The following is a 26193-nucleotide window of genomic DNA, read 5'->3' as shown; positions in this document are numbered from 1 at the left end:
GTTGTTTTTTACAAGCTGGCATCTTCTACATGAGTGGATTTTATTCTGGCATACATCTTTCGCTTCTGCTCATCAGTTGGAGTGATTTCATTGTAAAAAGAGGTTAGCTCGTTGAGATTCATTTAATTGTTCCTCCTCCAACATGATTTTCAATTTCTTGCGGGCTGTACGCATATGCGTACGAACAGTTGCGTGATTCAGACAAAGGATATCGGAAATTTCCAGCGTAGAGTAACCCTCATAATAGTATAGATAGATTGGCAGCTTATACTTGTTATTCAAGCTCATAACCTTCTCCCACACATCGCTGTTGGAAAACTCTTGCACATATCCCTGTTGTTCAATCTGTTCTGGATTATGTCGTTGCAGCCAACGCCGCCAGCTTTTTAACTCATCCTTGCACGTATTTTTCGCCGTAATAATTAGCCAAGCTTTAATATGCTCATCGCCCTCAAACTTTCCTTGATACTTTAGCAGCTTCACAAAGACGGTTTGAGTAGCATCTTCGGCTTCAACGACATTTTTCAAAAACATAAATGCAATTCGATATACCATTGAGGCATAGTTGTTGAAAACCTCAGCTAGCTCATCATCCTTACTCTTTAAAGACATGCGGATTCTTTCACCCCCGTGATTGCTTCTACATATTTAACACGATTGAGAAGTTGAAAATGTTTTAATGTGAGAAATAATCCCAGAGAAGACGGCGAAAAGAAATTACTTTGTGCCATTTAACCCCATGTCGCAATTTCATACATGTAAGACATCAAGTTAGAGTAAACTTTATCGCTGCTATATGCTATTGTCATTTCATATACTTATATAGAAAGAGGGATTGAACAATGAGCAAGAAGTTGCGTATAGGAATTATCGGAACGGGTGGCATAGCTAATGCCCACGTTGCCGCGTATAAAAAGCTTCCATATGTAGAGATCGTAGGCGTGGCCGACGTTATTCCGGATAAGGCGGCGGCTTTCGCGCAGGCGCAGGGTTTGACGGAAGCGGCTTCATTCGACAGTCATACCGATCTGCTTCGTATGGAGCTTGATGGCGTCAGCATCTGTACGCCAAACATCTCCCATCACCGGACAACGGTCGATTCCTTGCGCAGTGGCAAAAACGTGCTGCTTGAGAAGCCGATGTCGATCACTTTGCAAGAAGGCATCGAAATGACGCAGGCAGCGAAGGAAAGCGGCAAAATGCTGACACTGGGCTTCCAGCCGCGTTATGATCCGAACATGAAGCTTCTGCAAACGATTGTGCAATCAGGACGTCTCGGCAACGTATACTATGTTGAGACAGGTGGCGGACGCCGTCGCGGCATGCCGGGAGGCACATTCATCAGCAAAAAGCTCGCAGGTGCCGGCGCTATGGCTGATATTGGCTGTTATTCACTGGATATGGCGTTGAACACGCTCGGATATCCTCGTCCGGTTTCTGTATCGGCGTTCACGACGAACCATTTCGGAACCAATCCATTGTACCATCCGGAAGCGAGCAAGTTTGAAGTCGAAGATTTCGGCGTCGCTATGGTTCGTTTCGAGAATGATCTGGTGCTGCAGTTTAAAATATCTTGGGCCATGCATATGGATACGCTTGGCGCGACGATGTTCCTCGGCACGGATGCAGGCCTGAAAGTTACGCCGGCGGGAACGGGGCCGTGGTCGGGCGTATGGGATGGGTCAGTTGGTTCCATCACGTTGTACCATGATGAATATGGCACCCAAACCTCAACGCCGATTCCGACGATTGGGCATCAATTGAATCTGTTTGACCAGAAAGTGCATGATTTCGCCGAAGCCGTCAGGGATGGCAGAGAGGCTCCAATTCCAGGCGAACAAATTCTCATTCAGCAAGCAATCATCGACGGGGTGCTGCGCTCGGCGGAAGCCCGCCGCGAAGTATCGATCGAATTGCCTGATTTCCGCTAAGCTTATATTAAAAGCAAAAGAACCCGCATCTCACGAAGCGGGTTCTTTTGCTTTTGTCGGGGTATTGTATATGAACTTAGTTCATATAAGGGCTCAGCAGCGGGGCGAGCTGTGCTGCAATTTTGACATGACCCGCATCGCTTGGATGAGTGCCGTCTACCGTATCGGCCGCGGTGATCCAGCCTGTTGTATCGATGTAATGCAGCTTGTTGTCCCCTCCGTTATGGACGGTATTGTAGGCTAATAGTGTTGGCAAAGCCATGGAGCCATTGAACGGTTTCATGACAAAAATGTCCGCCAACGGATACTTGGCTCTTACATTTTGCAGGAAGGTAATATAAGTTTGCTTGAAGTTGTTGTCTGTCACATTAAAGCCGCTGTCGTTTGTGCCGATATTGATCACGACTGCGCGCGCCTGATACGTATTGAAATCCCATAGGGTGGAGTCGTTGTCATAGACAGATCGCATCTTGAAAAACTGATTGCTCATGCCGACACTGTTTGGCGAATGGCATTGGATGTTATCTACTAGGCAAATGCCCGGAAAAGCGATCTGGGTGTGCTCGGCACCGAGCTGTTCACCGACAAGCCATGCGTAGTCTGACAACGCTATCTTCGAATTGAGGTAGCCGGATGTGATGGAATCCCCGACAAATTCAATCATATGGCTGCTAAGTGTAGTTGGCTGAGTGCTTGCTCCCGCATCCAGCTCTAGACCCTGAATTTCCAGCATATCGTTCTCGGAAGCTGATGTAATTCGCAGGGAGTGCGAACCGTTTGCCAGCGCTGTTGGTGTCAAGTACACCGTGCCTGACACTTGGCTAAACAGCACATCCTCTCCGCCGTCGATAGAAACGTAAATACTGGCCGATCTGCCAAGCTTAAGGGTGACATGAGTGCCCGTAAAATTTGTTTTCATATACGAACCGCCCCAATAGCTCTTATATACGGAATTTGAGCTCTTATCCCATCTTCCTACGAATTTAAGATTGGGATCCGTAACGGAAATCTCCTGACCGGGAAGCGGCTTAACTTTCTTGACGACGCTCACTGAAGCGATTTTCAACTCTGCATCGGGATTACTTCCTCCTTGAATGGAGAACCGAAAATCTGCCCCGTTTGCCCGGTTGCCAAAGAAAGCGTTCGTAAGCAGGTAGGTATGTGTTTTCCAGGTGTCCGTGCCGGTGAAGGAAATCATAGGCGCATTCGTAAAGGCTGCCGTCGAGGAATCGAATTGCATGATTAATTTCCCATTGCCGGAATCGAAGTAGGTAACACTAACCTCTACATCATATTGCGTATTGTTTTTGAGATAAGTATCACTAACGTTCATATACAGATAATTTGTGCGAGGCACGTCGGAGTTTTTGTTCGTCTGCCAGTAGCTTTTTCCAGCTATCGTACCCGTTATGAGTCCGGCCGGATTGTCTCCGGCAAAGGGATGAATGCCGTTTTCAACGGGGTTGTCACCCAGTATGACGCTGACTTCGTCTTCTTCTTCATTAGATGTGGCGTTGATCAGCTGATGCTGTGTGCAAGAGACAAGTATGAGCATGGACATGATGAGAAGGCTGTTCACCCAGAAATGAATAGTGGTTCGCTTGAAGCTGTAGTGCTTAGTTGCCATCGTATTGTCCTCCTTTAGGGGAATGGGTATTACACTCCTAGGCAAATTGCAGTGTAGCGGTCGAACTGCTGTCTGGACATACAAAAGAGCTTGTGCATTTACATAAGGGTTAGTTACGCCATGGTAGTATAAACCATAATTGTAATAATTAATATGTGCCGTTTTTAAACTATTATGGGGTAAAAGGAGTCAAGGAAGTAAAAGGGAAGCTAATGGTTCCAATTCATTACTTGGCGAACCGGTTATTATCGGAGCTCAAGGGTTTCAGCTTCAAACTAGTATAAGATAGTATATTTCAGAACTATATTATCTATTTTTATAATTTTGTTGGTGTGTTAGTGTGGAAGTGGAATCAGAATGGTGCGTTATACACCATACATAATCGGAGGGGCTTTGTGGAGAACGAATTACAAATACTAATGAATAACTATAACTGCATAGATAACTCTTTTGTACATAAATTGAGTGAAGAGCTTGTTTTTGATTTTCAATTATTTTGGGATTACTACAACAGTGTGAGGGTAATAACCAAAGAAACATTTGATAAACCTTTAAATAGGGAAATCTCTAGAGCAATCAGCTTCACGCATGCGAAAATCTTAGAAAATATAATATGGGAATACTCTGATAATAATGTAGGTCAAACTGAAAACTTTCCTTTCAACAAATTACATCTAATAATTGAGCGTCTTAGTTTCTTAGTTGATGGATATTTTCAAGGTTATTTAATTGAAGAGAGCAACTTCGATGAAGATTTAATAAATCCACTCTTCAACGAAAGAGCTGAATTAGAGGCGTCAATAATTCAATTAGGTTTTTTTAAAGCAGGGCTGGATATCCATGCTTTAGGATTTAAAGCTGATGATGGAACCTATGATATATACTTAAATGAAGAGGATGATAATTTTTGGTTGATTCAAAGTTAAGCCGTAGAGAAGTGACGGGTACGTTTATTTTTTCTGTATCTGATTCCAGTTCGGCTTATCTAATATTTCATGAATGGGTTATGAAGAGGTACTCTCCGTATAGTTCAAATAAATGATTTGAAAAACAATATTGTGTAATATCCGTGCAGACCCTTTAATTGGACGTTTTGGTTGCTTGGATGACGGAATAACTAAAATAGTTTATGAAATTATTGAAATCGAAAGGAGTTCAATATGACAACCGGAAAGTACGGAAGCGACAGTGAGCTTTTTCGAAAAGATATCATGAATTTGATGGTACCTATAGAAGGCGGGACTGTTGAACTGCGCGATTATAAGAACATGAATAAATGGCTAAGTTCCGATTACACGTTATCCGATCCTGGAAGAGGGAGTGATAGAACGGTAATGACATGGACTGAAACAATTGAGTCCTTTCATGTCATGAAGTATCCGGTAACACAGCATTTGTATCAATATGTTGTACATAAAGAAGAGGCTGCAACGAATAGGAATAACCTGCCCGTTACAGAAGTCTCATGGTTAGATGCGATTGTCTTTTGTAATGAATTGTCCAGAATTACTGGCAGGACTGGATGCTACATAATCGCAGATGAAAGTCAGAACACGATATATAACAAAGAAGCGAACGGCTTTCGGTTACTATCAGACGCTGAATGGCAGTACGCGTGCAAAGCGGGAACCAAGGGATATCGGTATGAAACAATTGATCAGATTGCATGGTATCAAGACAACTCCAATGAATCCGTTCAACAAGTCGGACAACTGCTTCCTAATCCATGGGGGTTATACGATATGATCGGAAATGTGTGGGAATGGTGCTGGGATCTGTACGATACGGAACGATATGGGGACTATAGGGTATTTCGGGGAGGCAGCTGGGCAGAAGTTGAGAACAATTGTGGTTCCACGATTAGAAGGAAAAGCATGCCTGATTTCAAGATCGATGATCTTGGCTTTAGAATTGGACTTACTAAACGATGAGAACATTTAATATTAAGAAAATACGCGGATGGAAGCGCAGAATCAAACAGATTGAACAATGGAAATTAGATTATATTCATTTGGATATTGAACAATTGAAGTCGAATCAGAGGGACTATGTGAAGTTATGGATTGATCCATTTTACAGGTTAACTAGACGCAATCCTCCGATGTGGTATTCTCGTTTACTGCTTGAGGCAATGATTGAAGTTTATCGATCTTGGTATCAGCAGATGAAGGGATTAAACGAACCATTTTATCTGAAAATATGGCTCTACAATCCTCATTTCATTCATTCACAGATTGTTGTCGCTTTTCGTGAATGCTTAAATTTCTACGATCATACATTCGATAAAAGCACCGATCACAAAGCATTTCCTGCAAATCTATACGGTGGAATACTCGGCCTTGAACAATTGAAATGGGAGCTTGCAGTAGATTCAGAGGATTACTGCCTTTCTGGTCTGCAAGAGGATATTGAACTGGGATTTAGAACAGCAAAGGATATGGAAGCAATACAAAGAAAAGCATATAAGTGCGAGACTGTAAAACTAAGTTTCGGTGAGGATACAGTTTATAATGTTAGGGTCGGAGATGTATGGTTAGGTGAAATGAAATAACAAACGATAAGTCCGTCTTATTGAAACTGCAGCGGATAGGACAGGATTTAACCAATCTTGAAGTGAAATCCAGAACTCTACATATCTTAGATGCTTCGTAAAAAATAGATGAGATGGTATACTATATCTGTATCTATAGTGAGAGGATTTGAGTATGTAGTGTCCAACAATTTTTGGCGGGATTTATCACGGCCATTTTTTATACTTGCACCGATGGAAGATGTGACGGATGTTGTTTTTCGGCATGTAGTAAGTAAAGCAGGCAAGCCCGATGTATTTTTTACAGAGTTTACAAATACGGAGAGCTACTGTCATCCTGAAGGGACTTACGGTGTACGAGGACGTCTAACCTTTACGGAAGATGAACAGCCAATCGTTGCACATATTTGGGGCGATAAGCCTCAATATTTTAAGGAAATGAGCATTGGTATGGCCAAGCTTGGCTTCAAAGGCGTGGATATTAACATGGGTTGTCCTGTCCACAATGTTGCCACGAAAGGCAAGGGAAGCGGCCTTATTCTACATCCCGATCTTGCGGCAGATATTATTCAAGCGGCCAAAGCGGGAGGATTGCCTGTCAGTGTGAAAACCAGGCTCGGCTACAACGATCTAGAGGAATGGCGGGATTGGTTAACCCATATTTTGAAGCAGGATATTGCAAATCTGTCTATTCATCTCCGTACAAGAAAGGAAATGAGCGTAGCAGATGCACATTGGGAGCTGATTCCGGAAATTAAGCAGCTTCGTGATCAAATAGCACCAGATACCCTATTGACCATTAATGGTGATATTCCTGATCGGCAAACGGGCTTAAAGCTTGCTGAGCAATATGGCGTGGATGGAATCATGATCGGGAGAGGTATTTTCCATAATCCCTTCGCCTTTGAACAAGAGCCAAGGGAGCATAGCAGTGATGAATTACTTGATCTGTTAAGATTGCATCTGGATCTTCATGACAAATATGCTGCAGAATTAACGCTGCGTCCGTTTAAAGCGCTTCTGCGATTTTTCAAGATCTATGTCAAAGGATTCCGAGGGGCGAGTGAGCTGCGCAATCAATTGATGCAGACGAAGTCAACAGCTGAAGTACGTGAGCTTCTTAGTACCTTTGAACAGAATGCTGATGCTGTGATTGAGGAGAATGTAATGAAGAACTAGTACGTTATTAAGGATTTAATAGATTTAGTTACAATAGAAGATGAACCTTCTTAAGGCGATATAGTTATTGATGACTTGATACAACTAAAAAATAGTATTCAGTTAAAAGAGTAAGCTAACGAGAGTTTTGTTTTTTTTCGTACCGTGCGCGCCTCCCGGCGCGTGAGTTCGGTCACATATCGGCAGTCAAACCTCGTACAATACTCATCTTTATTTATTTATGGAGGAACTGAACGGTTCCAGGGAGGATGGTCATATTCAAAAATGGGTAACAAACTTTACGACTGCTACGCTAATAGCCCTGAGCCGACAATTTAAAAAGCATTTACCTCTGTCAAGGCTCCTTGCGGTACAGTATATTATTTAGTGACAGTACGCCAGAGTGAAGAATTGTCCTTTCACTCAATGGGTACAGGACTTTCCGTTGTACAGACTATCGTAATTCTCAGGATGGAATGCTTCATTATGACATAGGATAGAGGAGCACAGCGTCCGAATTAACCTTAGCATCTACTTCGGGGAGTAGTTTCGTTGCCCATATGAATCAAAACGTGCCTAATTCCTATGGGCTCCATCAAATAATAAATGTACGCAGTCCTTTGGAGTGTGCTTTTTTTGTTTGGAAAGACTTAAGCTGATCGATCAGAGTGGGGTATTTCGCTGGACGAAGCCCAGGGCGGCGAAAGTGGAAGAGCTAGTTCGGAGACAAGAGGATTCCTCACACGGTAAGACATTATTCTATATACCATGTCGATGCTGGAAATGAAAATCGGGGAAGAAGCCAAGAAGACTCTTGAGGTGGATCTCACAAGAAATACTTTTGAAATAGGGTAAGGTTGGTTGCAATTTCGATAAAGGCGATTTTTGAAAGTACCGAGCATAGCTCGAATTGCGTCGAAGTCATAATGACCGAAGCTGAAGTGGTTAGTATCATTAAAATTCTTGTAATTATTAAAATTTATTGAAGTAGAAAGGGGGAGAAGCCCCCTCCCTACTTCCACTTTTTTTGCTTAAGAAGGTAACATTTTGAGCAAAGTTTGGGCATGTTTTAGATTACGTTTAGCTTCTAAATCTTGAGGATATCTAGAAAATACAGAAATACTCTTAATTAAATTTTGTCTGGATAGAGTAAAGTTTCTCAGCTTATAGTAGAGGAATCCTACCATAAAGTAACAGTATCCTGATCGGGGGTGGGAATCATTGGATATATTGAAAATTTTCAATGCTTTGTTGTAATAAGAAATAGCTTGCAGTGATTCTCCAATCTCCTCAAGCAAGGCTGCGTAATTATTATAATCAGCTGTTAGTTCTAAGTGATTATCGCCATAGTACCATTCATCAATTTGTATTCCTTTTTCATAATATTGTTTCGCTAGAGTGTAAAAATGTTTATCTCCCTTTCGCCCTTTTTTATAATAAACCATACCCAAATTATTATATCTAGAGGCGAGTGCAAGATTAGGTTCGGTTTTTGAAGATTCTTTTGTCATTTTTATTGCTCGTAGCAGGATCTTTTCTGCCTCATCCAATTCATCGAGCGCTTCATAAGACCATCCCAAATTATTAAGATAGTTTGCCTGCTCCGGATGAGCTTCTGAATAAATTGTTTCGCTTAGTTCAAAAGCTTTTTTAAAATAATCTCTTGCCAAATAATAATTTTTATTTTCCATGTATGCGAGTCCTAGATTACTATATGTTTTGCATGTACTTGGATGTTTTATTCCATAAATGCTATTAATACTATTTAATGCTTTATTAAACATAGTTAGTGCCTCGTTTACTTCTCCTTTTTCGCAATAGTATTAAACCAATATTATTTATGACCGTTTCTTCATAAGGGTTTTTATCTATGAATCTTTCACTAGACGCTACCAAAGAAAGATTATAATAAAAGATCGCATCATCATATTGTCCGAATTTCTCTATCAGTTCAGCATAATTATTGTATACCATGTATAAGCGGTAATTTCCTTTTTTATACTCCTGTTCACCAACTGTAATTGCTCTAGTAAGCATTTTTTTTGCTTCTTCGAAAGATCCCAATAAGGTCAATGTGGAACCTAAATTACTGTATAGGGTAATTAATCCTTTCTCTTCTGTACCAAAAGATTGATGAAGCTTCAAACATTTCTGAAAACTTTCAAATGCCTCACTATACTTACCCATGTTGCTATAGCAAGTAGCTAAATTGTTATATTTGTTAATCATTTCACGGGAGTTCACTCCATAAACTTCTTCACCTATTTGAATATTTTTCAAGTAATACTGTTGAGCTTCCAAAAATTCACCTTTTTGTTCGTATGCAAAGGCTAAATCATTAATGACAAGCAGAAGAAATTCAATATAATTGCTTGATCTTTGTTCCTTTAGCAACATCAATATGTATAGATTTACTTCTTCTAATAATTGGATTGCATTTGAGTACATTGCGTTTTCTCGAGCGAAAAACTTGCCGCATAAATATTGAAAATTAATTCTTTCGTACAATAACGTATTTTCACGCTTTTGATGTTCCACAATATGTAAATAATGCGGGGTTAGCAAACGAGCTATATTCCAAGAGCCAGTTTCATTCTTTGCATAGGGGCAACTGTTAAGTAAGTTATGTGATAAATTCTCTAATAGACCGTGACGAAGCTCCTTATTCATACTATCCCAAGTAACCAGTTGTACCAATCTGTGAACAGTTACCCCTGAATCGTAAATTTGAATCAATGAATAACTGGTAAGAAGTGCTAAAACCAGATCGGATGCTCCGACATTATCCTCTCCAGTCCACTTCTCAATAACTAGTCTTAAATGTTCTAAAGGAAATATAGCAGTGGATACAAAAGATAAACTTTGTAGTATTTCAGCCGCAAGTGATGATTGTGCTTGAATGACATCGAAGCTTTTTTGCCAGACTGTAGAAAGAACGAAACCATATTCTTTAGATATTTCTTTCTTCCCCATAGGATCGACAGATTTTAATAAAAAATGCCTTCGTTTTTCTGTTTTAAAGTCAGCAAGATAGTTTTTGATAGATGTTTTTGCAACTTTAATGTATGAACCTGCCTGAACAAGAGCAAGCGGGAAACAGTCTAGTTCAACAGCAAGTTCATCAATCAGATTATCGTCTTCATGGCTGCCTGAATATCGCTTTAATAATTGAATAGAGTCGCCTCTTGGTAGTTCACTCAACTCTATCTCTAAATCCGTAGAAAACCAGTTGTCATTCTGTGAGGTGATTAGTATATCCCCGCGCCCAAGCAGAGGCAGATAGTTTATGATGGAATCTTCATTGCTAGCATTATCAAATATTATTAACCATTTTTTCATTGAGTTAACGTTTGACTCAAGCAGCAGTTTAATTTGATCAATTTTAGCATCTACTTTTAAATCTTCCTGCGGAAAACCCATCCTACTGTATATTTCTGTGAAATCAAATGCAAGTGTTTCAATATTTTCGGCATTCAACCATAGAATTAGGTCGTAATCATGCATATGCTTAAAAGTGTAGGCCATGGTTGTTTGAGTCTTGCCTAATCCTCCCCTTCCTTTAATAACAATCTTAGTTATACCTGTCTTGGATTGAAAAAAGCTACTTAAACCTTCGATATATTCAGATCTGCCTATGAAGTTTTTGTTCTCGTGATATTGTATATACTTATATTTTGATTCATATATCAGCGGAAAAGGGTCCTTAAAATCTCCAATAATTGTTTTGATTTGATCAACGTCTAACTGAACGAACTTTTCCTCTAGGTCTTTCGTGAGAAATGGCCTGCATTTTATCTTATACTTTAATTCAAGTTCTTTCAGAGCGAATTCAATATCAGGATAGTTACCTTTGTACTTATCATTTAATACATAAAAGAATTCGTTGATGTTTTCCCAATTCGTAAACAAACCTTCAAAATCTTCTTTCAATTTTTTTATACTTGCTTGAATCTTTACCTCTAGATTTTCTGGAGCATATACTTGATAGTAGACACCATTAACATCATCGAACCCATCGTTTTTTCTATCGCCTTTTGCGCCCTGAGGGTTTACTGGTCTAAAATGAGGGTTAGAATAAGTCATTATTTGCCGAAATAAATCTTCAAATGCTTGTCCGTTTGCTAGTGCAACTTCGGTCTTAAATAGTTTTCTAATATACATTTTTTCAGAGCTATTCAAGTTTATCCCCACCTTTAGTAGTATATGTCTTAAAAATATATTACTAATATTTTCGGATTTTTACATCAATAATTTAAGGCAACAAAAATTTGTTAAGTCTAGACCTTTGGGATGTAGTCATATACAAAATAAGGGGTTACTTTAATGAAGTAGGAAGGCGAGTACATATGTCAGTATCTCTTGTTACCCTTGTCTCTCGCAGTGTAAATTGTTTTTTAACACTTTGAAAGTGGCTAGACGATTCGTCGCTCTAAATACTTCGATTTTTCCAGAAATCACCTGAAACCGCGTAATTGACTGAGGTGCCATTATCAAAATAAATTAGTGTTGTTAAGACACATCTAAAGGGCAGAAGAGGATTTTTCATGTACAGCTTTGCTATAGTGCTGGATACAAACTTTTCATGAGTTGGGCCAACTTATAGAGTTATCTTTTTTACTGACATACATTACGTGGCATTCTAAAGTGGAACACTCTTTAATAGAGGGTTTTAGATGAATGTCATGTAGTGTAAAAAGAAACATGGACGCAGTCGAAGATACACTTATTTTGATGAGCAAATTGCTTTGAATGGAAGTTAGCTTGAAAAGAATAAGTTAAATTGATTTTCCTTTCCTTAATTTTGCTATGAAATTAACCACAACAGGAGAGTACATTGCTGGTAGTAATGGGTCAGGTGTTTAATCCCTCAAGGCTGTTATGATAATACTAATGCATTTCAATTATTTATCTAATAATATCGAAGAGTAATAAAGAAATAATTATAACCATTTTGAGGTTTTGATCTAATCTAGTCACGTCTCATTTCTTCCTTGCGAACCATCAATAATAGATATTCCAAATGAATTGAGTAAATAAAAAAAATGACTACTCTACCATTTTACATATATGTTTAATTTGAATTCAATCTTAATTCCAACTATAGCTGTTTATTTCCTCCAATAGAACTCCGAAGCATTATTATCTACTATTGGATTAAATACGAAAAATAAAGCCCGAATTCAAGAGGATTCGGGCTTTACGGCTGCTGAGAAAGTCACGTCAGATTGCTTTTTGACTAAATCGTTAACACGTCGCCCATTAATGCATTAATGTCGTCTAGACCCTCGACTTCAAGCGTATAAACTGCCCGTATAGCGGGGCAGTGTTTTCATTAAAGTAATATTGCCCCCGTAAAGGATAAGACTGCCCCATTGGAACTCTACTTCAACACTCGTATGATAAGATTAAAGTCCACAATATACAGGTTATGTTCCGGGAGAGTATTACAGGGTTAAAAGAAGTAGTGAGATTACGTTATTCGCACGTACGCTTATCGCTCTTTGAATCCTGTTATTTTTTTGAACTTGTGAAAACGCTAACATTAAGTCGGTTGTGGACGAGTGCGCTTTTACAAGATTGGATATATGGAAGAGTAGAGGTGATGCGGCGGCGAGCATAAAAGAGGGAAGTGTTAAGGATTTTTTTTGTGCTACATAAATAACAGAAATTTCCGAAAATACAAATTTCTTTTATGCAACGCTACTGGAGGTTTGGTATTGAAGTGAAGATGGTTTTTTAAGAGTCAAATGATATCTTAATTGCCTAAATATATTAGATATGGAGGAAATGTGAGAATGATAAAAAGAAGATTTTTAGCACTTTTACTAGCGACGTCGATGCTGTTTACTTTGGCTTCTCCGCCTATGCTCGTCAGCGCGGCATGGGGAGATGCTGTAACTCCGTTGATCGTAAATGCAGGTACAGATGGCAATACGGCGACCAACGCCGATGCCCCTGACGGACAGACAGCGTGGAGTTTAAACACCGGAACCTCAAAGGGCGGCGGCCCTTGGGATAACCTCTTTACGCCGAGCGTGGCGCCTCTAAAAGATGTATCTGCTTATAGGGACGGCTACTTCGTTTTCGAGATGTATATTCCGAATGCCAGCTTTAAAAATATGCAAGGAAACAATTGGCTCGTCATCGTAAGTGACAGTAATCCCGCTGCGGATAAATTTAACAATAACTCCCGTCTCCAATTGGATACGAGCGGGGTTGCGAATGCAGCAGTGGGCACATGGGCGACAGTCTATACGAAGCTGTCTTCGTCAAGCTCGGCAGTCGGGAATAATTTCAATGATGCCTGGCTGGACAAAGTAACTCAACTGGCGATGCATCTGCAATGGGATCCTAATGTTCCTAGTACTGAAGTTTTCATTAAAAACCCGCGTTTCCAGAAAAGCACGTTGGGCGTTCCGGCTTCGCCGTCCACGGCTCCAACACTTGATGTAGGAACACGAACAGTAACGGCGAATGCACCGGCAAGCGGGCAAGCGGTGGAATTCGCAATTAGCGAAGACGGTAACGCTCCTGCATCGGGTTGGGTGGATGGAAGTGCAAATGGCGGTCTGTATTCGCATCAATTTGCCGCATTACCTTCTGTAGACACCTATTATGTATTCGCTCGAGCGAAAGCAGACAGCAATTACAACTTCACCGGCGCCTCTACAAGAACGACTATAACTTTTATTGATGAACAAACACTCGTCAATGATGTGGCAGCGTCTCTGACATGGAATATGATTAAAGGCAGTAATGCTTCGGAGAGCGATGTAAAATCACCGCTTAGCCTTCCGACAGCAATCGGAACAACAAACGTAGCATGGTCTTCGGACAATGCAGCAATAAGCACCAGCGGAAGCGTAAATCGTTTATTTAATAGAGAAGCAGAGAAAACCGTTGTACTCACGGCGACAATAACCAAGGGTAATGCAAGTGTTGTGAAAACCTTCACTGTGACGGTGAAAGCCGTTCCGGCGGCGGTAAACGCCCGGACTGCGACGTTTTTTCCTAATATCGAAGAGGGAACGATTGCCACGACTTCACCCGACGGAAACAGTGCAGTTAAGCTGGGCGCTGGCAAAATAGGCGCTGGCGCTGAACGGCTTTGGGATGCCCGCTTTATTAATGGCAGCGGCAATCAGGATTTAATAGGCTATGCAAATCAATATTTTGTTTTTGATATGTATGTTACGCATGCCGATCTTTTGAATTTCAACGGTAACAACTGGATTGCTGTGGTAGCTGGCGGCAACAACATTGATACCAATTCACGTATTAACTTTAATGTTAGTGAAATGAGAAATGGCAAGGTAAATGAATGGTTTACGGTGTATGCGCAATTATCGGCTGCAAATTCTCCGAATGGCTTCAATCCCGTCAGTTTGGATACGGTACAGGCAGCAAGACTGCAAATGCAATGGTCAGCTGTGCCTCAAGGCGATATCTATATTAAGAACCCGCGTTTCCAAAGCTCTGCGGATTCGCCGAAGCCTGTTCCGGCAGCAGTTGAAGCAGCCGGCAACGTTACGTTAACGTCAGCAGCACCGGCAAACGGTCAAGCTGTACAATTCGCGGTAAACACCACCGGCAGCGCTCCGGCAGAAGGAGATTGGACGACCGGTACTCTTAATGCAGGTGTTTATACTGCAACATTTGCAAAACCGGCAGGCAGCACTTATTATTCATTCGCACGCACAGCTCAAAATACGCAGTATCCTTTCGCAGGAACGTATACAAGAGTTAAAGCGGAGCATCTTGACGACAATCAAGCAGTAGCGGATGCAAAGACGAAGCTGACATGGGACACGATCAAAAAATCAAACACACTTCAATCTGAAGTAAGAACGGAGCTGACGCTTCCGGCAACGGGAGCGAATGATACGGCTATCGTATGGTCGGCAGCGCCGACAGGTATTATTAATACCACAACTGGCAGTGTAACTCGCGACCCTGACCAAGATAAAGCGGTAACTCTTACGGCGACAATATCTAAAGGTACTGCAGCACCTGTTACTAAAGCTTTTAATGTGACAGTACCTAGTGTTACTAACGAACTTGCTGAAGTGTTCATTGACTTCAACAATTCTGGAACATTCAATGCTGTTAATGCAATTGGAAGCGGATTCGGCGACGGTGGAGATCCGGCGGGGCCATTCCCAGGGCTTCAAGGTAACGGCATAGGCGTCAGCCTCACCGGAGACGGCGGCACTGCAGTGGAGAAAGTCACTGAAAGCACTGTAGGGGCTGTGAAGGTTGGCAACTTTATGTACGTAATTGTTGACAACGCTAAGCTTAAGCAAGCAAACAAGGTGGAACTGGCGGTCACATACTGGAGACCGAGTGCAGCTAGCGGAATCTCGTTACAGTACAACACCATTTATCCTGGCAACTTCTCTGGGTATGACGCGTATCGATCAGCCAGCCTTCCGGCTGCAGGTAGCGGCAACTCCTGGGTAACGTCAAAAGCTGTGCTTAACGGAGCTAATTTTGCGGTCGGAGCACAGAACCAAGGAGCGCATTTCCGTATCGGTACAGCCGGAGCCATTATTCAGAGCATTCGGATAACCGAAATTCCTCCAACGGATGAAGAAGCGGTACAGTTGGTCGCAAGTGCGCTGACATGGGACGCGATCAAGGGTACGAATACGAGACAGGATCTGGTGGAAACGGCTTTGACTCTGGCTAGCGCAGGCTCGTCGAATACGAGCATTGTATGGACATCTACTAATAACACGGTAATAAACAGCAGCACCGGTGCAGTAAACCGTCAAGAAGCCAACACGGCCGTAACACTGACGGCGACAATAAGCAAAGGTACGGCAACACCGGTTGTTAAAACATTTAATATAGTCGTTCGCGGAACAGGTATCGGAAACGACGAGGATGCGGTTAATAATATGTTGAGTAAACTGACATGGGATTTAATCAAAGGCGTGAATGCTTCTGAGAATAATGTGACGACGAACCTGGTTCTTCCGTCGATGGGCGAGAATATGACGGATATCACATGGACGACATCGGCCGCAACTCTCATAACTGCTGCAGGCATCATACCGACAAGCCGTCCGGATGGCGGCGGTAATGTAACGCTTACGGCAACGATAAAAAGAGGACCAGTATCGGCTCCTGTAATTAAGACGAAAACTTTTGATTTAACAGTACCGGATCGATATGATTACGCCAAGCATATGAGAACGGCAATTGCTCAGCAAAACGCTGCTAAAGACTGGGCGATATCTGACTTTAACGTGCTTGCTTTCGGGGCTAAGACAGTCGCGATGGCAGAAGCGGAGAACTTAGTTGATTTTGACAACAGAGAGGCTTTCCAAGCGGCAATTGACGCGGCTTATAATGATGGCGGAGGCGTAGTCTATATTCCGGCGGGAACGTATGCGTTCTATTCGGAAACTACTGGCTCAGTAAGCGTTAAAAGCACGACTGGCAATACAACCTACGAATATAAACAAGTGTTAAATTTACGGGCAGGCGTACAGCTTCGCGGTGAATGGGATAATCCGGATGCGAGCGGGTATGACGGTAAAATTGACGGAACGATTCTCGCCGTCTATGCCGGACATAATACGGCCAATTATGACACGTATGTTGATTCTGACGAGAGAGAGAATCAGACAGGCGGCAAAAAAGTAGCTAACGTGTCCGACAGATTTATCGACATGGAACAGGGCACAGGTGTAACTAACCTTTCCGTATGGTATCCGAATCAGGATATTAATGCTGAAACCGTCGTTGAGAAGAGAAACGAAGACGGTCAGAAAACAGGGGAATTTGAGACGATTAACGGGATTCCGTATCCGTGGACGTTCTATCAAAGAACCGGAAACAGCGCAACGCTGGACAACGTGACTCTAGTAAACGCTTGGGGCGGATTCATTTCCCTGCCGAGTGAAATGCATTATGTGGTGAACAGCAATATGACGGCGCTATACAAGGGCATTGTCGTCCACACTTGTACAGATATCGGACGTATCGAGAACGTTAATATTGATCCGAAATACTGGGCGAATTCAGGACTTGAGGGCGCACCGGCGCTTTCAGAGGTGAAAGCTTATACTAGAGCGAACGCTACCGGATTCATGATGCACCGTTCCGACTGGGAGTATGTAGCGGGTCTGTATGTTTCCGGCTATAAAACGGGGATGTGGATCGGAAGAGAGCCTGGCGGCGACGAAGCTCCAAACGCACAGTTCTATGGTTTGAAAATAGAGGATAGTGAAACAGGCATTTATATCGACAACGTTAACGGTTTTGGTCTGCTATTCTCGGGCTCGGAATTCGGAGGCGACACGGCCGTATATTTCAACGAACGTTTCAACACATCGGTTCAATTTAACGGAGTTAAATTCAATGGTCCGATTGTGAGCGACGCTAGGGGCGGAGTGATATCCTTTGAGGATAGCACGTTCGACCAATATGATGATTTTGCGCTGAACTTCCGGGGCAAAGGCAATGCATTAGTCAGCCAAAGCAACTTTAAGAAGGCAAGCAAGCACGTCAATCTCGGAGCAAACTTCGGAACGTTTAAATCGGTAAATTCCGGTTATAACCTGAACATCGAGAGCGCCAACCTTGCAGAGCACATCAATAACCTTAATCTTGACGTTCAAGGCGGCGGTACGAGCACCACCATACAGGCAGTTAATGATGTTGACTATCTGTTTGAGCCGATTCCGAAAGACGTAAAAACAGATATTGACGTACACCCGAGACCGGCATCAAGCGCAGTGCTTAGACTTGATTTCCCGCGCTCATTGACAGGCAACGCACCAACCGTGGATATATCTGTAAAACTGCAGGAAGCTCTTGATTATATTAAAGCGAACCACGGCGGCGGCACGATCTATTTACCTGGCGGAAGATACAGACTGAATAATCCTGTCATCATTCCTGAAGGTGTTGAGCTCCGAGGAACTTGGGATGTACAGCATCATACACAGGGCGGCGGCACGGCGATATTCACCGCTTACACCGGCGGTGCTCAGGGAGAAAACGGAAGCTCTCTCATCCAGCTTAAAGCAAATGCAGGTCTCCGAGGACTTAACCTTACGCAAGCGAATTTAACCAGCGTCAACCTGGATAATCCTAACCAAACGCTTAAAACTCCGTTCATGGTACAGGGCCAAGGTGCTGGCGTATATGCAATCAACTTAACGATCCCGATTGGGGATAAAGGTATAGACTTGGCTTCCTATAAAACGGATGGCCACTATGTCGATTACCTAGGCGGCACGCTCTTGAGAGCTGGCATCTGGGTCGGCGGCGGAGCGGAAGGCGGATTTATCCGAAATATGCAATTCAATCCGCATTACGCATTGAGACTTCCAGGAGGTCAAGGCTATACGGCGCCTAGCGGCGATTTGTACGGGTTCGTACAAAGGTACAGCAGTGCGCTCAAATTCTCTGACGTGGAAGATCAGACGATTTTCAACAATTTCGTGTTTGGTTCGGTATACGGCATACACTTCCTGAAGAGAGACTTGGGTAATGGCCAATTCGCATTTCCAGGAAAAATGACGATGATCGGTCACGGCTCGGACGGCACTACGTACGCGTTGCATGTGGAAGACGCGGACGAACATACCAAAATCATCGCGATCAACTCGGAATTGGTTAATACGAACATCGCAACGGAGCCGAACCGGGCGTATGTCAAAATGGGCGATGCAGCGAATCCTGCAAAAATTCACCCTGATGCTGAACTTGTATTGTACAACAGCGCGTTCTGGGGAAGCCCGACTGTAGCCGGTGCGGTCGTATACAACGGTAACGTTCGTTTCCAGCAAGCAAACTTCACTCAGCTGCCAGGAAATAATCCGGGTATAGACGTTCAAGGCGGAAAAGCGTATGTGTACTCCTCTTACTTCCAGCCGACGAAAAACGGCCAGAATAATAATGTGTACGCAATGCTTCGCGAGGGCGGCACATCGATCGAGCTTAGCAACAACTATTACGCATCTGGTTTGAGAAACAGTACGCCAGCGGGCAATCCGTACGGTATTTATGGCTCAGATTTATTGGCGGAACCGTTTGTATTTAACCTAACTAAAAACGGGGATAAGCAACAATTCAGCGTGAAGTATAATGTCGGAGGAAGAGTTTCTGCACCCGGAACATTAAAAATTATTTCTCCGGGGGCTTATGCTGAAGATCTCACGCCAATTAAATTTAACCCGCTTGCGGCAGGTGAGTCCGTAACCGTAGATTTACCGTATTATGTTGCAGGTCTGGTCACATTCGAGCTTAAGCTCGATGACGGAAAAGCATACACCTATACGGCAAAGTTTGACACGGCTTACGCGGAGAAGGTAAGCGCTGCCGGCACGGAGAATCCGGCAAAGACTGCCGCAACTCCGGCCTATGTAATGGATACAAAAGATTATGTCACTTCGGGCACGTGGGATGGTCCGCAAGACCTCAGCGCAGAATCACATTTCGCGTGGGATGACAGCAACTTATATGCTCATATTGTCGTTACAGACGACGTACAGTTCAATAACCAGTCTGGAGGCAATATATGGAGAGAGGACAGCCTGCAGTTTGGTATTGATTTACGCAATCCTGTAACCAACAGCACTACGCGGAATGAACTAGGATTTGCGCTCAACAATAACCACGAAGTAATAAAATGGGCTTGGACTCGTCCTGCAGGCGCTAATGCACCGACTGCTCCGATAACGGATATCGTGGCAGACATTACACGAGATGAAACTGCAAAAACGACAACTTACAGTTTGAAAATTCCGTTTAATACCGTTCTTAACAATCCTGCATCGGAGCTTGCGAATGGAAGAATCGGAATATCGATCATGCTCAATGAATCTGACGGCTCGCAAGAATCTGACGGCAGCAGAACTACTTTTGAAGTTGAAAGTGGTCAATTGAAAAATTCCAGTCTATTTACAGATCTATACCTGCTCAGTGCTGGCAAATACAATGAGATGCTTGAAACATCAGCAGAGGCTGCGGTTACAAAGGCGCTTACGTCTGGAGCAGCTGCCGATATCGCGATTGCTCGCAACTTCGTTGTTATTATGGCAGACGGACAAGTGAAGACGAATCTTCTTAACAGTCTGAGCGGTATCAATCCGTCTAGTGAAATCAGCCCAACTGCTGCTGGGTTTGATTTGAACTCTAGCAAGCAGGAAGAGGCTGTCATACAGCTGGATCTTAAAGGGAATACACTGACAGGAATCAAGAACGGCAGCACCCTGCTGCAAGCTGGAACCGATTATGTTGTGAATAACGGTCAAGTAACGATTAAGACGGCTTACTTGGCCCAATTACAAAAGGGTACAGCTCAACTGACATTTGAATTTAGTGCAGGACAGCCGCAGGTGCTGACGATTACAGTAGTGGATACAACACCTGGCAACAATGGTGGAAATAACGGTGGCAATGGTAACAACGGCGGTAACAATGGTGGGAATAACGGAGGTAATGGCAACGCCGGAGGTAACAACGGTGGGAATAACGGAAATAATGGCAACACCGGCGGAAATCAAGTTGAATTGAAGGATATTGCCGGACACTGGGCAGAGGAAGCCATTCGTAAGGCAGTGGAAAAAGGCTTTGTGCTTGGCTACAATGATCATACCTTCAAGCCAAATGCAGCGGTAACCCGTGCGGAATTCGCAGTGATGTTAACCCGTGCATTGACTGTACAAGGCGATGGAAAGCAGCATGCCTTTAAAGATGATTCAGCCATTGCTTCATGGTCGAAAGAAGCGCTTGCTCAGGCAGTAGAAGCGGGTGTCTTGAGCGGCTACTCGGATGGAACATTGCGTCCGAATAGCGGTTTGACGCGCGCCGAGCTTGCAGTAATGATTGCTCGTGCTTTGAAGCTGGAAGACCAGAAGGATAAATCAGCAAGCTTTACTGACCAAGACAAACTGCCAGAGTGGGCAAAAGGCGCGATTGGCGCAGTAGCTGACAAAGGGATTATGCAGGGTAAGGAAGGCGGCAAGTTTGACTTCAATGCCGTGGCAACCCGTGCGGAAGTCATTACAATTCTTCTCCGTGTTTTGGAGATGAATGAGAAATAAGAAGATCAGTCAGCGCAAGTATAGCTGACAGGTTGTAGTGTTTTAATCAAAAAAGGATGTCAGCGGCGATAAGCCAAAGCTGACATCCTTTTTATTTGCAATGGCTCAAGTACATTGCTCAAGTACAATGGTTTTTTGTGATTGTGTATACTTAAATTCTGTTATTAAGCTCTAGCGGGGGAAGAGTGCTGTGTTTAGGTTGCATTTCTTTTATGATTTCTATAAACGTATTGACATCCTCGGATGGATGCAAGGAATATAGCAAACCATAGGGTATCGTGAAGTTCAAATTGCTTGGGATATACATTAAGGACGTCCAATGCGACGACGTATAGCCTTTTCATAAGGCTTCCATTAAAATAATAATAAGTCATTGCAATTCTCTTATGGTCTGCTAGTCAACAACCATTTCGGAGATTAGAGATGGCTTTTTCTTTATGATTTCGTTATATACGAAAGCGGTGATGATATGAGTTATAAACAAAAACTGATTGATTTTTTAGGTGCTTATGCCAAGGCAACGGTAGGATTGTCTGATCTTGAACAGTTGTTTAGAGGGGATGCCATTGACTATGGTCTTTTTGCAAAATGGGTGTTGGAGCTTGAAAGTGAAGGTATTCTTGAGCCTGTAAAAGTACATGGGCGGAATGGGAGAATATATTCTCTAGCCTATCACTATCGTATTCAGAAACGGCTTATTCATGGGGAATATATACGGGAACTACATTTTTGGGGTTCAAAGTTGCATGCTACTATTCAATTAGATAGTTACTATCATCTTGGCCCTTATAAATGGCGTGAGGATCTTCCTTATATTCAAAAAATTGATACTTATTTGAAAAAGGGAACGCTACCGCAGTCCCACGCTCCTGCCCCAGAGCGCAGCTATGAGCTAGTTCGGGATGAGAAATGGCTGTCAGAGCAGGGTGGACAAGCTTTATTGGACCGAATAGGTGTAGCTGAGCTAATGAAGATTGTTCCGGTTAGTGATCCATTAATGCTGGCGGTTAATCCTTCAATTGGATTTAATAGTAACAAGCATTTGCATCTGATTGTAGAGAATAAGACGACCTTTCAAGGACTAGTGTCAGCATTGCCGAAACTACCATTTTCTACTTTAATCTTGGGTTATGGACGGAAAATTATTGGAAACCTGGATATGTTAAGATTACAGTACCCTATCCCACATGTAGAGCATGAACTGTTTTATTTTGGCGACCTGGATTTGGAGGGGATTTTAATTTGGCATGATCTTCAAACTAGATTTCCAGTAAATTTGGCTATGCCTTTTTATTGTGCATGTCTGAGAAAGGAAGCTACTGAGGGGAAACGGAATCATCGGTTGAATGAGGTTGCATTACAACTATTTACGGAGCAGTTTCCTGCCCATGAGGCGGAGAAAATAAATGCTATGCTGCGTGAAGGTTACTATATTCCTCAAGAAACACTGCGAAGTGAAGAGTTGATTGAAGTTGGGAGAGATACAATATGGGATCAATATACTCAGAGTCTGAAATAAATGATATGTTGGTTGGCTTTTCGGATCGTATGGCCAAGCTAGCATTATTTGATCCGTTATTTGAACTTGGGCGCCAAAGAAAGCTTGATCAAACGGGTAAACAAGTAGCGATGATGGAGCTTGGCCTGATAGCGTTGCTGTTTTTCTTTGAAAAGAAGTTAATGCGGAGTAGAAGGACGAGTGTAAAGGATTTAACGATATTTTTTGCAGCGGTCTTAGGTGATAATTATGTGCTGGATGAGCAAGATCTGGACGATATAGGGCGCAGAATTATTCATGTATTTCGACCAGCATCAGGGACTAAGCGAGGATTTGTCTATTATCATCCGGCTACTGGACAGGAGGGTGTGATCTATCCATCTATCTTGCGAACTGATACCTATGATGCCGCTAGCAATACGCAGTATTATGCATTAGATGAGGACGGACTGGAACTGGTTTTTGCTACAAAAGAATTTTATATGGAGTTTCAATTGTCGATTCATCAGTTGCTGTTGCGCAAACAGTTGGAAAAAGGAGAGTTCCAAAGCGCACTACGCCAAATTAATGAGATGCTAGTGGACGTGGAAGCTTTGCAAAATAGAATAAATACAGTCGAGCACGAAATCAAACGTAGTATCGTTTCGGAGGAAACGTTGCTACGATATCGCTCTCTGTTAGAAGATATATATTTACGATTAAAGCGTGAAAATGAAGAATTTAATGAGCTGAGAGGTTTTGTTAAGGAAACAAGGGACCGCATTTATGCGGAGAGGGAGCTAGTCAAAAATCAGAAGCCCTATGAATTTATTGTACGAATTGGGGTTGAACTAGAAAAGGTTCATAATGAGCATACACATTTACTACAGCAAAGTATGGAACTAGAGAGTACAGCACTGCGAGCAGCTAAGGAATCTCTATATTATACGGGGTTAAATGCGTTTAACTTTGATCAAGATATTGCTTCGTTTCTGTTTGGTACTCCGTTGCCGATGGAGGCTATGAAGGGCGTAATAGCACCATTTATGCCAATAGAGCAAAAAAAGATATGGTCACCTCTTACCGTATTTTCAAAGCAGCAGCTTGTAGCTAATGATGATGGGGAATTGGCAGAGAGTGCACTTCTGGACTTGGATGAAGAGTCCGAGGCATCCTCTTTTATTATCCAACGAAAGGAAAAGTTTGTGCGGATCATCGAAGAGCTTCTCCAATGTTTCATAAATTTGGGGCGTGAGGAGATGTTGTTAAGCGAGTTTGTAGCTTATTTAGAGCAACATGAAGCAAAAAATTGGATAGCAACACGAGATTTTTATGGTTGCTGGATAATATTGCATCAACGCAGCCCGATCGAAGCTGTTGCAGCAGAGGATGAAGATGAGCATGAAGACAGCAGTTTGTATGAAGCGATTCGAGTCTTACTAAGCGGAAGACGATTGATGGTTCGCGAAGTGGAAGGGATCTATCGTGTAAATGAACGTTATTCGATACAGGAGCTAATGATTAGCTTGGGAGGGGAATGGAATGAATTATAGCAATGATGAGGTGATGAAGGCCTTTCGCATCTATGCTCAGTTAGCAGGCAGCGGTGTAGCGGATAAGGAAAGCATGATGCAAGTAGAGGCGGATGATCGTGTTCGTGGACTGCTCGATCAATTTGCTTCTGAAGTAGATTGTGTTGTATTAGGAGCAGGAGATCATCTGATTTTAGTCCCTTTAGTCAGACTATCACCATTTCATATGACCAATGAATCATTAAAGCGAATGTATTTACGCAGTAATGCGGTTAATGCTGATCTTTACTTAATGTATGTTGCTATTATTGTATTTATTGGTGCGTTTTATAATAGTTATCAGACAGCCGAGCCTACCCGTAACTTTATTCAATTAGAAGAGTGGATGAGGTTAGTACAGCAAAGGATAGACGGGTTAAAGGAGCATTCTGAAGAAGAATTGCTGGCGCATAGTCAGGAGTATTCTTATCAATGGAGTAATATTATCGAAAAATGGGATGCCATGGACGATGTCAAAGAGACAGCCAAACGACAAAGTGGTGTGACCATTAGCCGCGTGAGCTTTATAGATACTGTTCGAAAGTTTTTGCTTGATCAAGGAATGGCCATACAGGTAGGACAAGATGAGCTGGATGTGACAGAAAGAACAAAAATTATTGTACAGCGGTATTTTATGGAGAGAGAATACAATCGAGGGATATTAGAGTTTCTCTATGGACTTGAACCGAAACAGATGGGGGAGGCTTAAATCCAATGCCAGTCATCTCAAAAATTAGATTTACTAATGTGGTTTATGAAGGCGGCGCCAAGCGATATAATGACGCTACTTTTTCTTTTGATGGTCATAATAGCGCAATTGTTCTGGAAAATGGTGGTGGCAAGACGGTCTTTATTCAGACGGCTATTCAAGCGGTATTGCCTCATAGTGATTTGGCAGGCAGAAGATTGAAGGATACGCTTTCGCTAGAAAATGGCCCTGCTCATATAGCAATTGAATGGCTGCTTGCTGAGAAGCCAAGACGTAGATATGCTATGACCTGTGTAAGCTTATTTATGAGTACAACTGGTTTGGATTCCTATCGTTATGTATATGAGTACTCAGAGCATGATGAGCATCGGCTAGGGAAGCTGCCTTTTACGAAAGAAGTGGGTGACGGGAAAGTAAGAGTAACTGAGAAAGGTGAAATTCACGAGTATTACCAAATGATGCATCAGAAAAATGCATTAATTGCTAAAACATTTGATACACTAACAAGCTTTCATCAATACATTGAAGAGCATTTTCATATTATTCAATCGGAGTGGCAAGCTATTGTCAAAATTAATTCAAGTGAAGGAGGAATAGAAGCTTTTTTGATGAATGCAAAACGTCCTCTCAGCTAGTTGATCGCTTGTTAATTCCGACGATTGAAGATGCAATGGAAGGATTTGAGCAAGGGACATTTGCTGATCTATTCCAGCTGCAAAGAGAAGGATTTAAGCAGTATAAGGAATTAAAAGAAAAAATCGAGGAAAATAAGCGGATTTTAGCTGAGCTTAATAAATATGTTACCGGATATGCAAAGCTGCATAATGAGCAAGTTCAGTATGAAGACCATCGGGGAAAAGCAAAAATATATCTCCAAGTAGCCAAGCAGGTAGAGTTGGAGCAACAGGCGGAGCAATCTAGACTTCTGACACAAATGGAAAAATTGGAAAGAAAAGTTTAGAAACTGGCAAAAAAGGAGAGTCATCCTTGCTAATTGCTGAAGAACAGCAAAAAGGCTGGGGCACTAGAGACAGTCCTACAGGAAGTTGAAGAAACGAAAGAACGGCTCGAGAAGCAAGAAAGCTCTGCAGAGAGCTATTATTACTCGCTAAAATATGCCGAGCATC

At 42.5% G+C, this 26193-nt stretch carries 15 protein-coding genes; 11 read left to right on the top strand and 4 right to left on the bottom strand.

Annotated features, from left to right (window positions below; genetic code table 11):
- Positions 1–87: 87 nt before the first annotated feature.
- Positions 88–612, bottom strand: coding sequence for an RNA polymerase sigma factor (locus tag TY10_RS11710; protein WP_042163514.1), 525 nt, complete (start codon positions 610–612; stop codon positions 88–90).
- A 230-nt stretch (positions 613–842) separates the two neighbouring features.
- Here TY10_RS11710 and TY10_RS11705 point away from each other — a divergent pair, with 230 nt between their 5' ends.
- A complete protein-coding gene (locus TY10_RS11705; protein WP_042163512.1) occupies positions 843–1931 on the top strand; it encodes a Gfo/Idh/MocA family protein in 1089 nt (362 codons plus the stop codon).
- A gap of 76 nt (positions 1932–2007) precedes the next feature.
- Here the strand turns inward: TY10_RS11705 and TY10_RS29780 are convergent, their stop codons facing one another.
- On the bottom strand, positions 2008–3558 hold the full coding sequence (locus TY10_RS29780; RefSeq protein ID WP_052350506.1) for an SGNH/GDSL hydrolase family protein: 1551 nt from the start codon (positions 3556–3558) through the stop codon (positions 2008–2010).
- Positions 3559–3953: 395 nt separating this feature from the next.
- On the opposite strand from TY10_RS29780, the gene TY10_RS11695 reads away from it, so the two are divergent.
- The 4 genes from TY10_RS11695 to TY10_RS11680 all read left to right on the top strand — a co-directional run bounded on the left by TY10_RS11695 (position 3954) and on the right by TY10_RS11680 (position 7267).
- Positions 3954–4484 (top strand): Imm41 family immunity protein, encoded by a 531-nt coding sequence (locus TY10_RS11695; RefSeq protein WP_042163509.1) that lies wholly within the window; start codon positions 3954–3956, stop codon positions 4482–4484.
- Between the two features lie 234 nt (positions 4485–4718).
- Entirely contained in the window at positions 4719–5489 is a 771-nt protein-coding gene (locus tag TY10_RS11690) for a formylglycine-generating enzyme family protein (protein ID WP_042163506.1), read from the top strand.
- Entirely contained in the window at positions 5486–6109 is a 624-nt protein-coding gene (locus TY10_RS11685; protein ID WP_042163504.1) for a hypothetical protein, read from the top strand. Before TY10_RS11690 ends, TY10_RS11685 begins: the two co-directional genes overlap by 4 nt.
- A 108-nt stretch (positions 6110–6217) precedes the next feature.
- Positions 6218–7267, top strand: coding sequence for a tRNA dihydrouridine synthase (locus TY10_RS11680; RefSeq protein WP_042163502.1), 1050 nt, complete (start codon positions 6218–6220; stop codon positions 7265–7267).
- 1010 nt (positions 7268–8277) lie between these two features.
- Here TY10_RS11680 and TY10_RS11675 read toward each other — a convergent pair.
- A complete protein-coding gene (locus TY10_RS11675; RefSeq protein WP_042163499.1) occupies positions 8278–9030 on the bottom strand; it encodes a tetratricopeptide repeat protein in 753 nt (250 codons plus the stop codon).
- The gene (locus TY10_RS11670; protein WP_042163497.1) at positions 9023–11425 is read right to left on the bottom strand and encodes a tetratricopeptide repeat protein; all 2403 of its coding nucleotides are present in this window, start codon (positions 11423–11425) and stop codon (positions 9023–9025) included. Before TY10_RS11670 ends, TY10_RS11675 begins: the two co-directional genes overlap by 8 nt.
- A gap of 1616 nt (positions 11426–13041) precedes the next feature.
- Here TY10_RS11670 and TY10_RS11665 point away from each other — a divergent pair.
- From TY10_RS11665 to TY10_RS11640, 6 genes are all read left to right on the top strand, one after another.
- Entirely contained in the window at positions 13042–21309 is an 8268-nt protein-coding gene (locus TY10_RS11665; RefSeq protein WP_042163494.1) for an immunoglobulin-like domain-containing protein, read from the top strand.
- 469 nt (positions 21310–21778) lie between these two features.
- Positions 21779–22828: a Wadjet anti-phage system protein JetD domain-containing protein gene (locus TY10_RS11660; RefSeq protein WP_042163491.1), complete on the top strand. Its 1050-nt coding sequence runs from the start codon at positions 21779–21781 to the stop codon at positions 22826–22828.
- Complete coding sequence (locus TY10_RS11655) at positions 22798–24339, top strand: hypothetical protein (RefSeq protein ID WP_042163489.1); 1542 nt, start codon at positions 22798–22800, stop codon at positions 24337–24339. The genes TY10_RS11660 and TY10_RS11655 overlap by 31 nt, the downstream gene beginning before the upstream one ends.
- Positions 24329–25066: a DUF6063 family protein gene (locus TY10_RS11650; protein ID WP_042163488.1), complete on the top strand. Its 738-nt coding sequence runs from the start codon at positions 24329–24331 to the stop codon at positions 25064–25066. The genes TY10_RS11655 and TY10_RS11650 overlap by 11 nt, the downstream gene beginning before the upstream one ends.
- A 5-nt stretch (positions 25067–25071) precedes the next feature.
- Positions 25072–25701: a hypothetical protein gene (locus TY10_RS11645; RefSeq protein ID WP_042163484.1), complete on the top strand. Its 630-nt coding sequence runs from the start codon at positions 25072–25074 to the stop codon at positions 25699–25701.
- A gap of 8 nt (positions 25702–25709) precedes the next feature.
- Positions 25710–26027, top strand: coding sequence for a hypothetical protein (locus TY10_RS11640; RefSeq protein WP_042163482.1), 318 nt, complete (start codon positions 25710–25712; stop codon positions 26025–26027).
- Positions 26028–26193 lie beyond the last annotated feature (166 nt).

Origin of the sequence: Paenibacillus gorillae (assembly GCF_000513275.1) — a bacterium.
Taxonomy (GTDB): Bacteria; Bacillota; Bacilli; order Paenibacillales; family Paenibacillaceae; genus Pristimantibacillus; species Pristimantibacillus gorillae.
The sequence above is the reverse complement of the archived record's forward strand: the minus strand, read 5'-3'. Positions and strand labels throughout refer to the sequence as shown.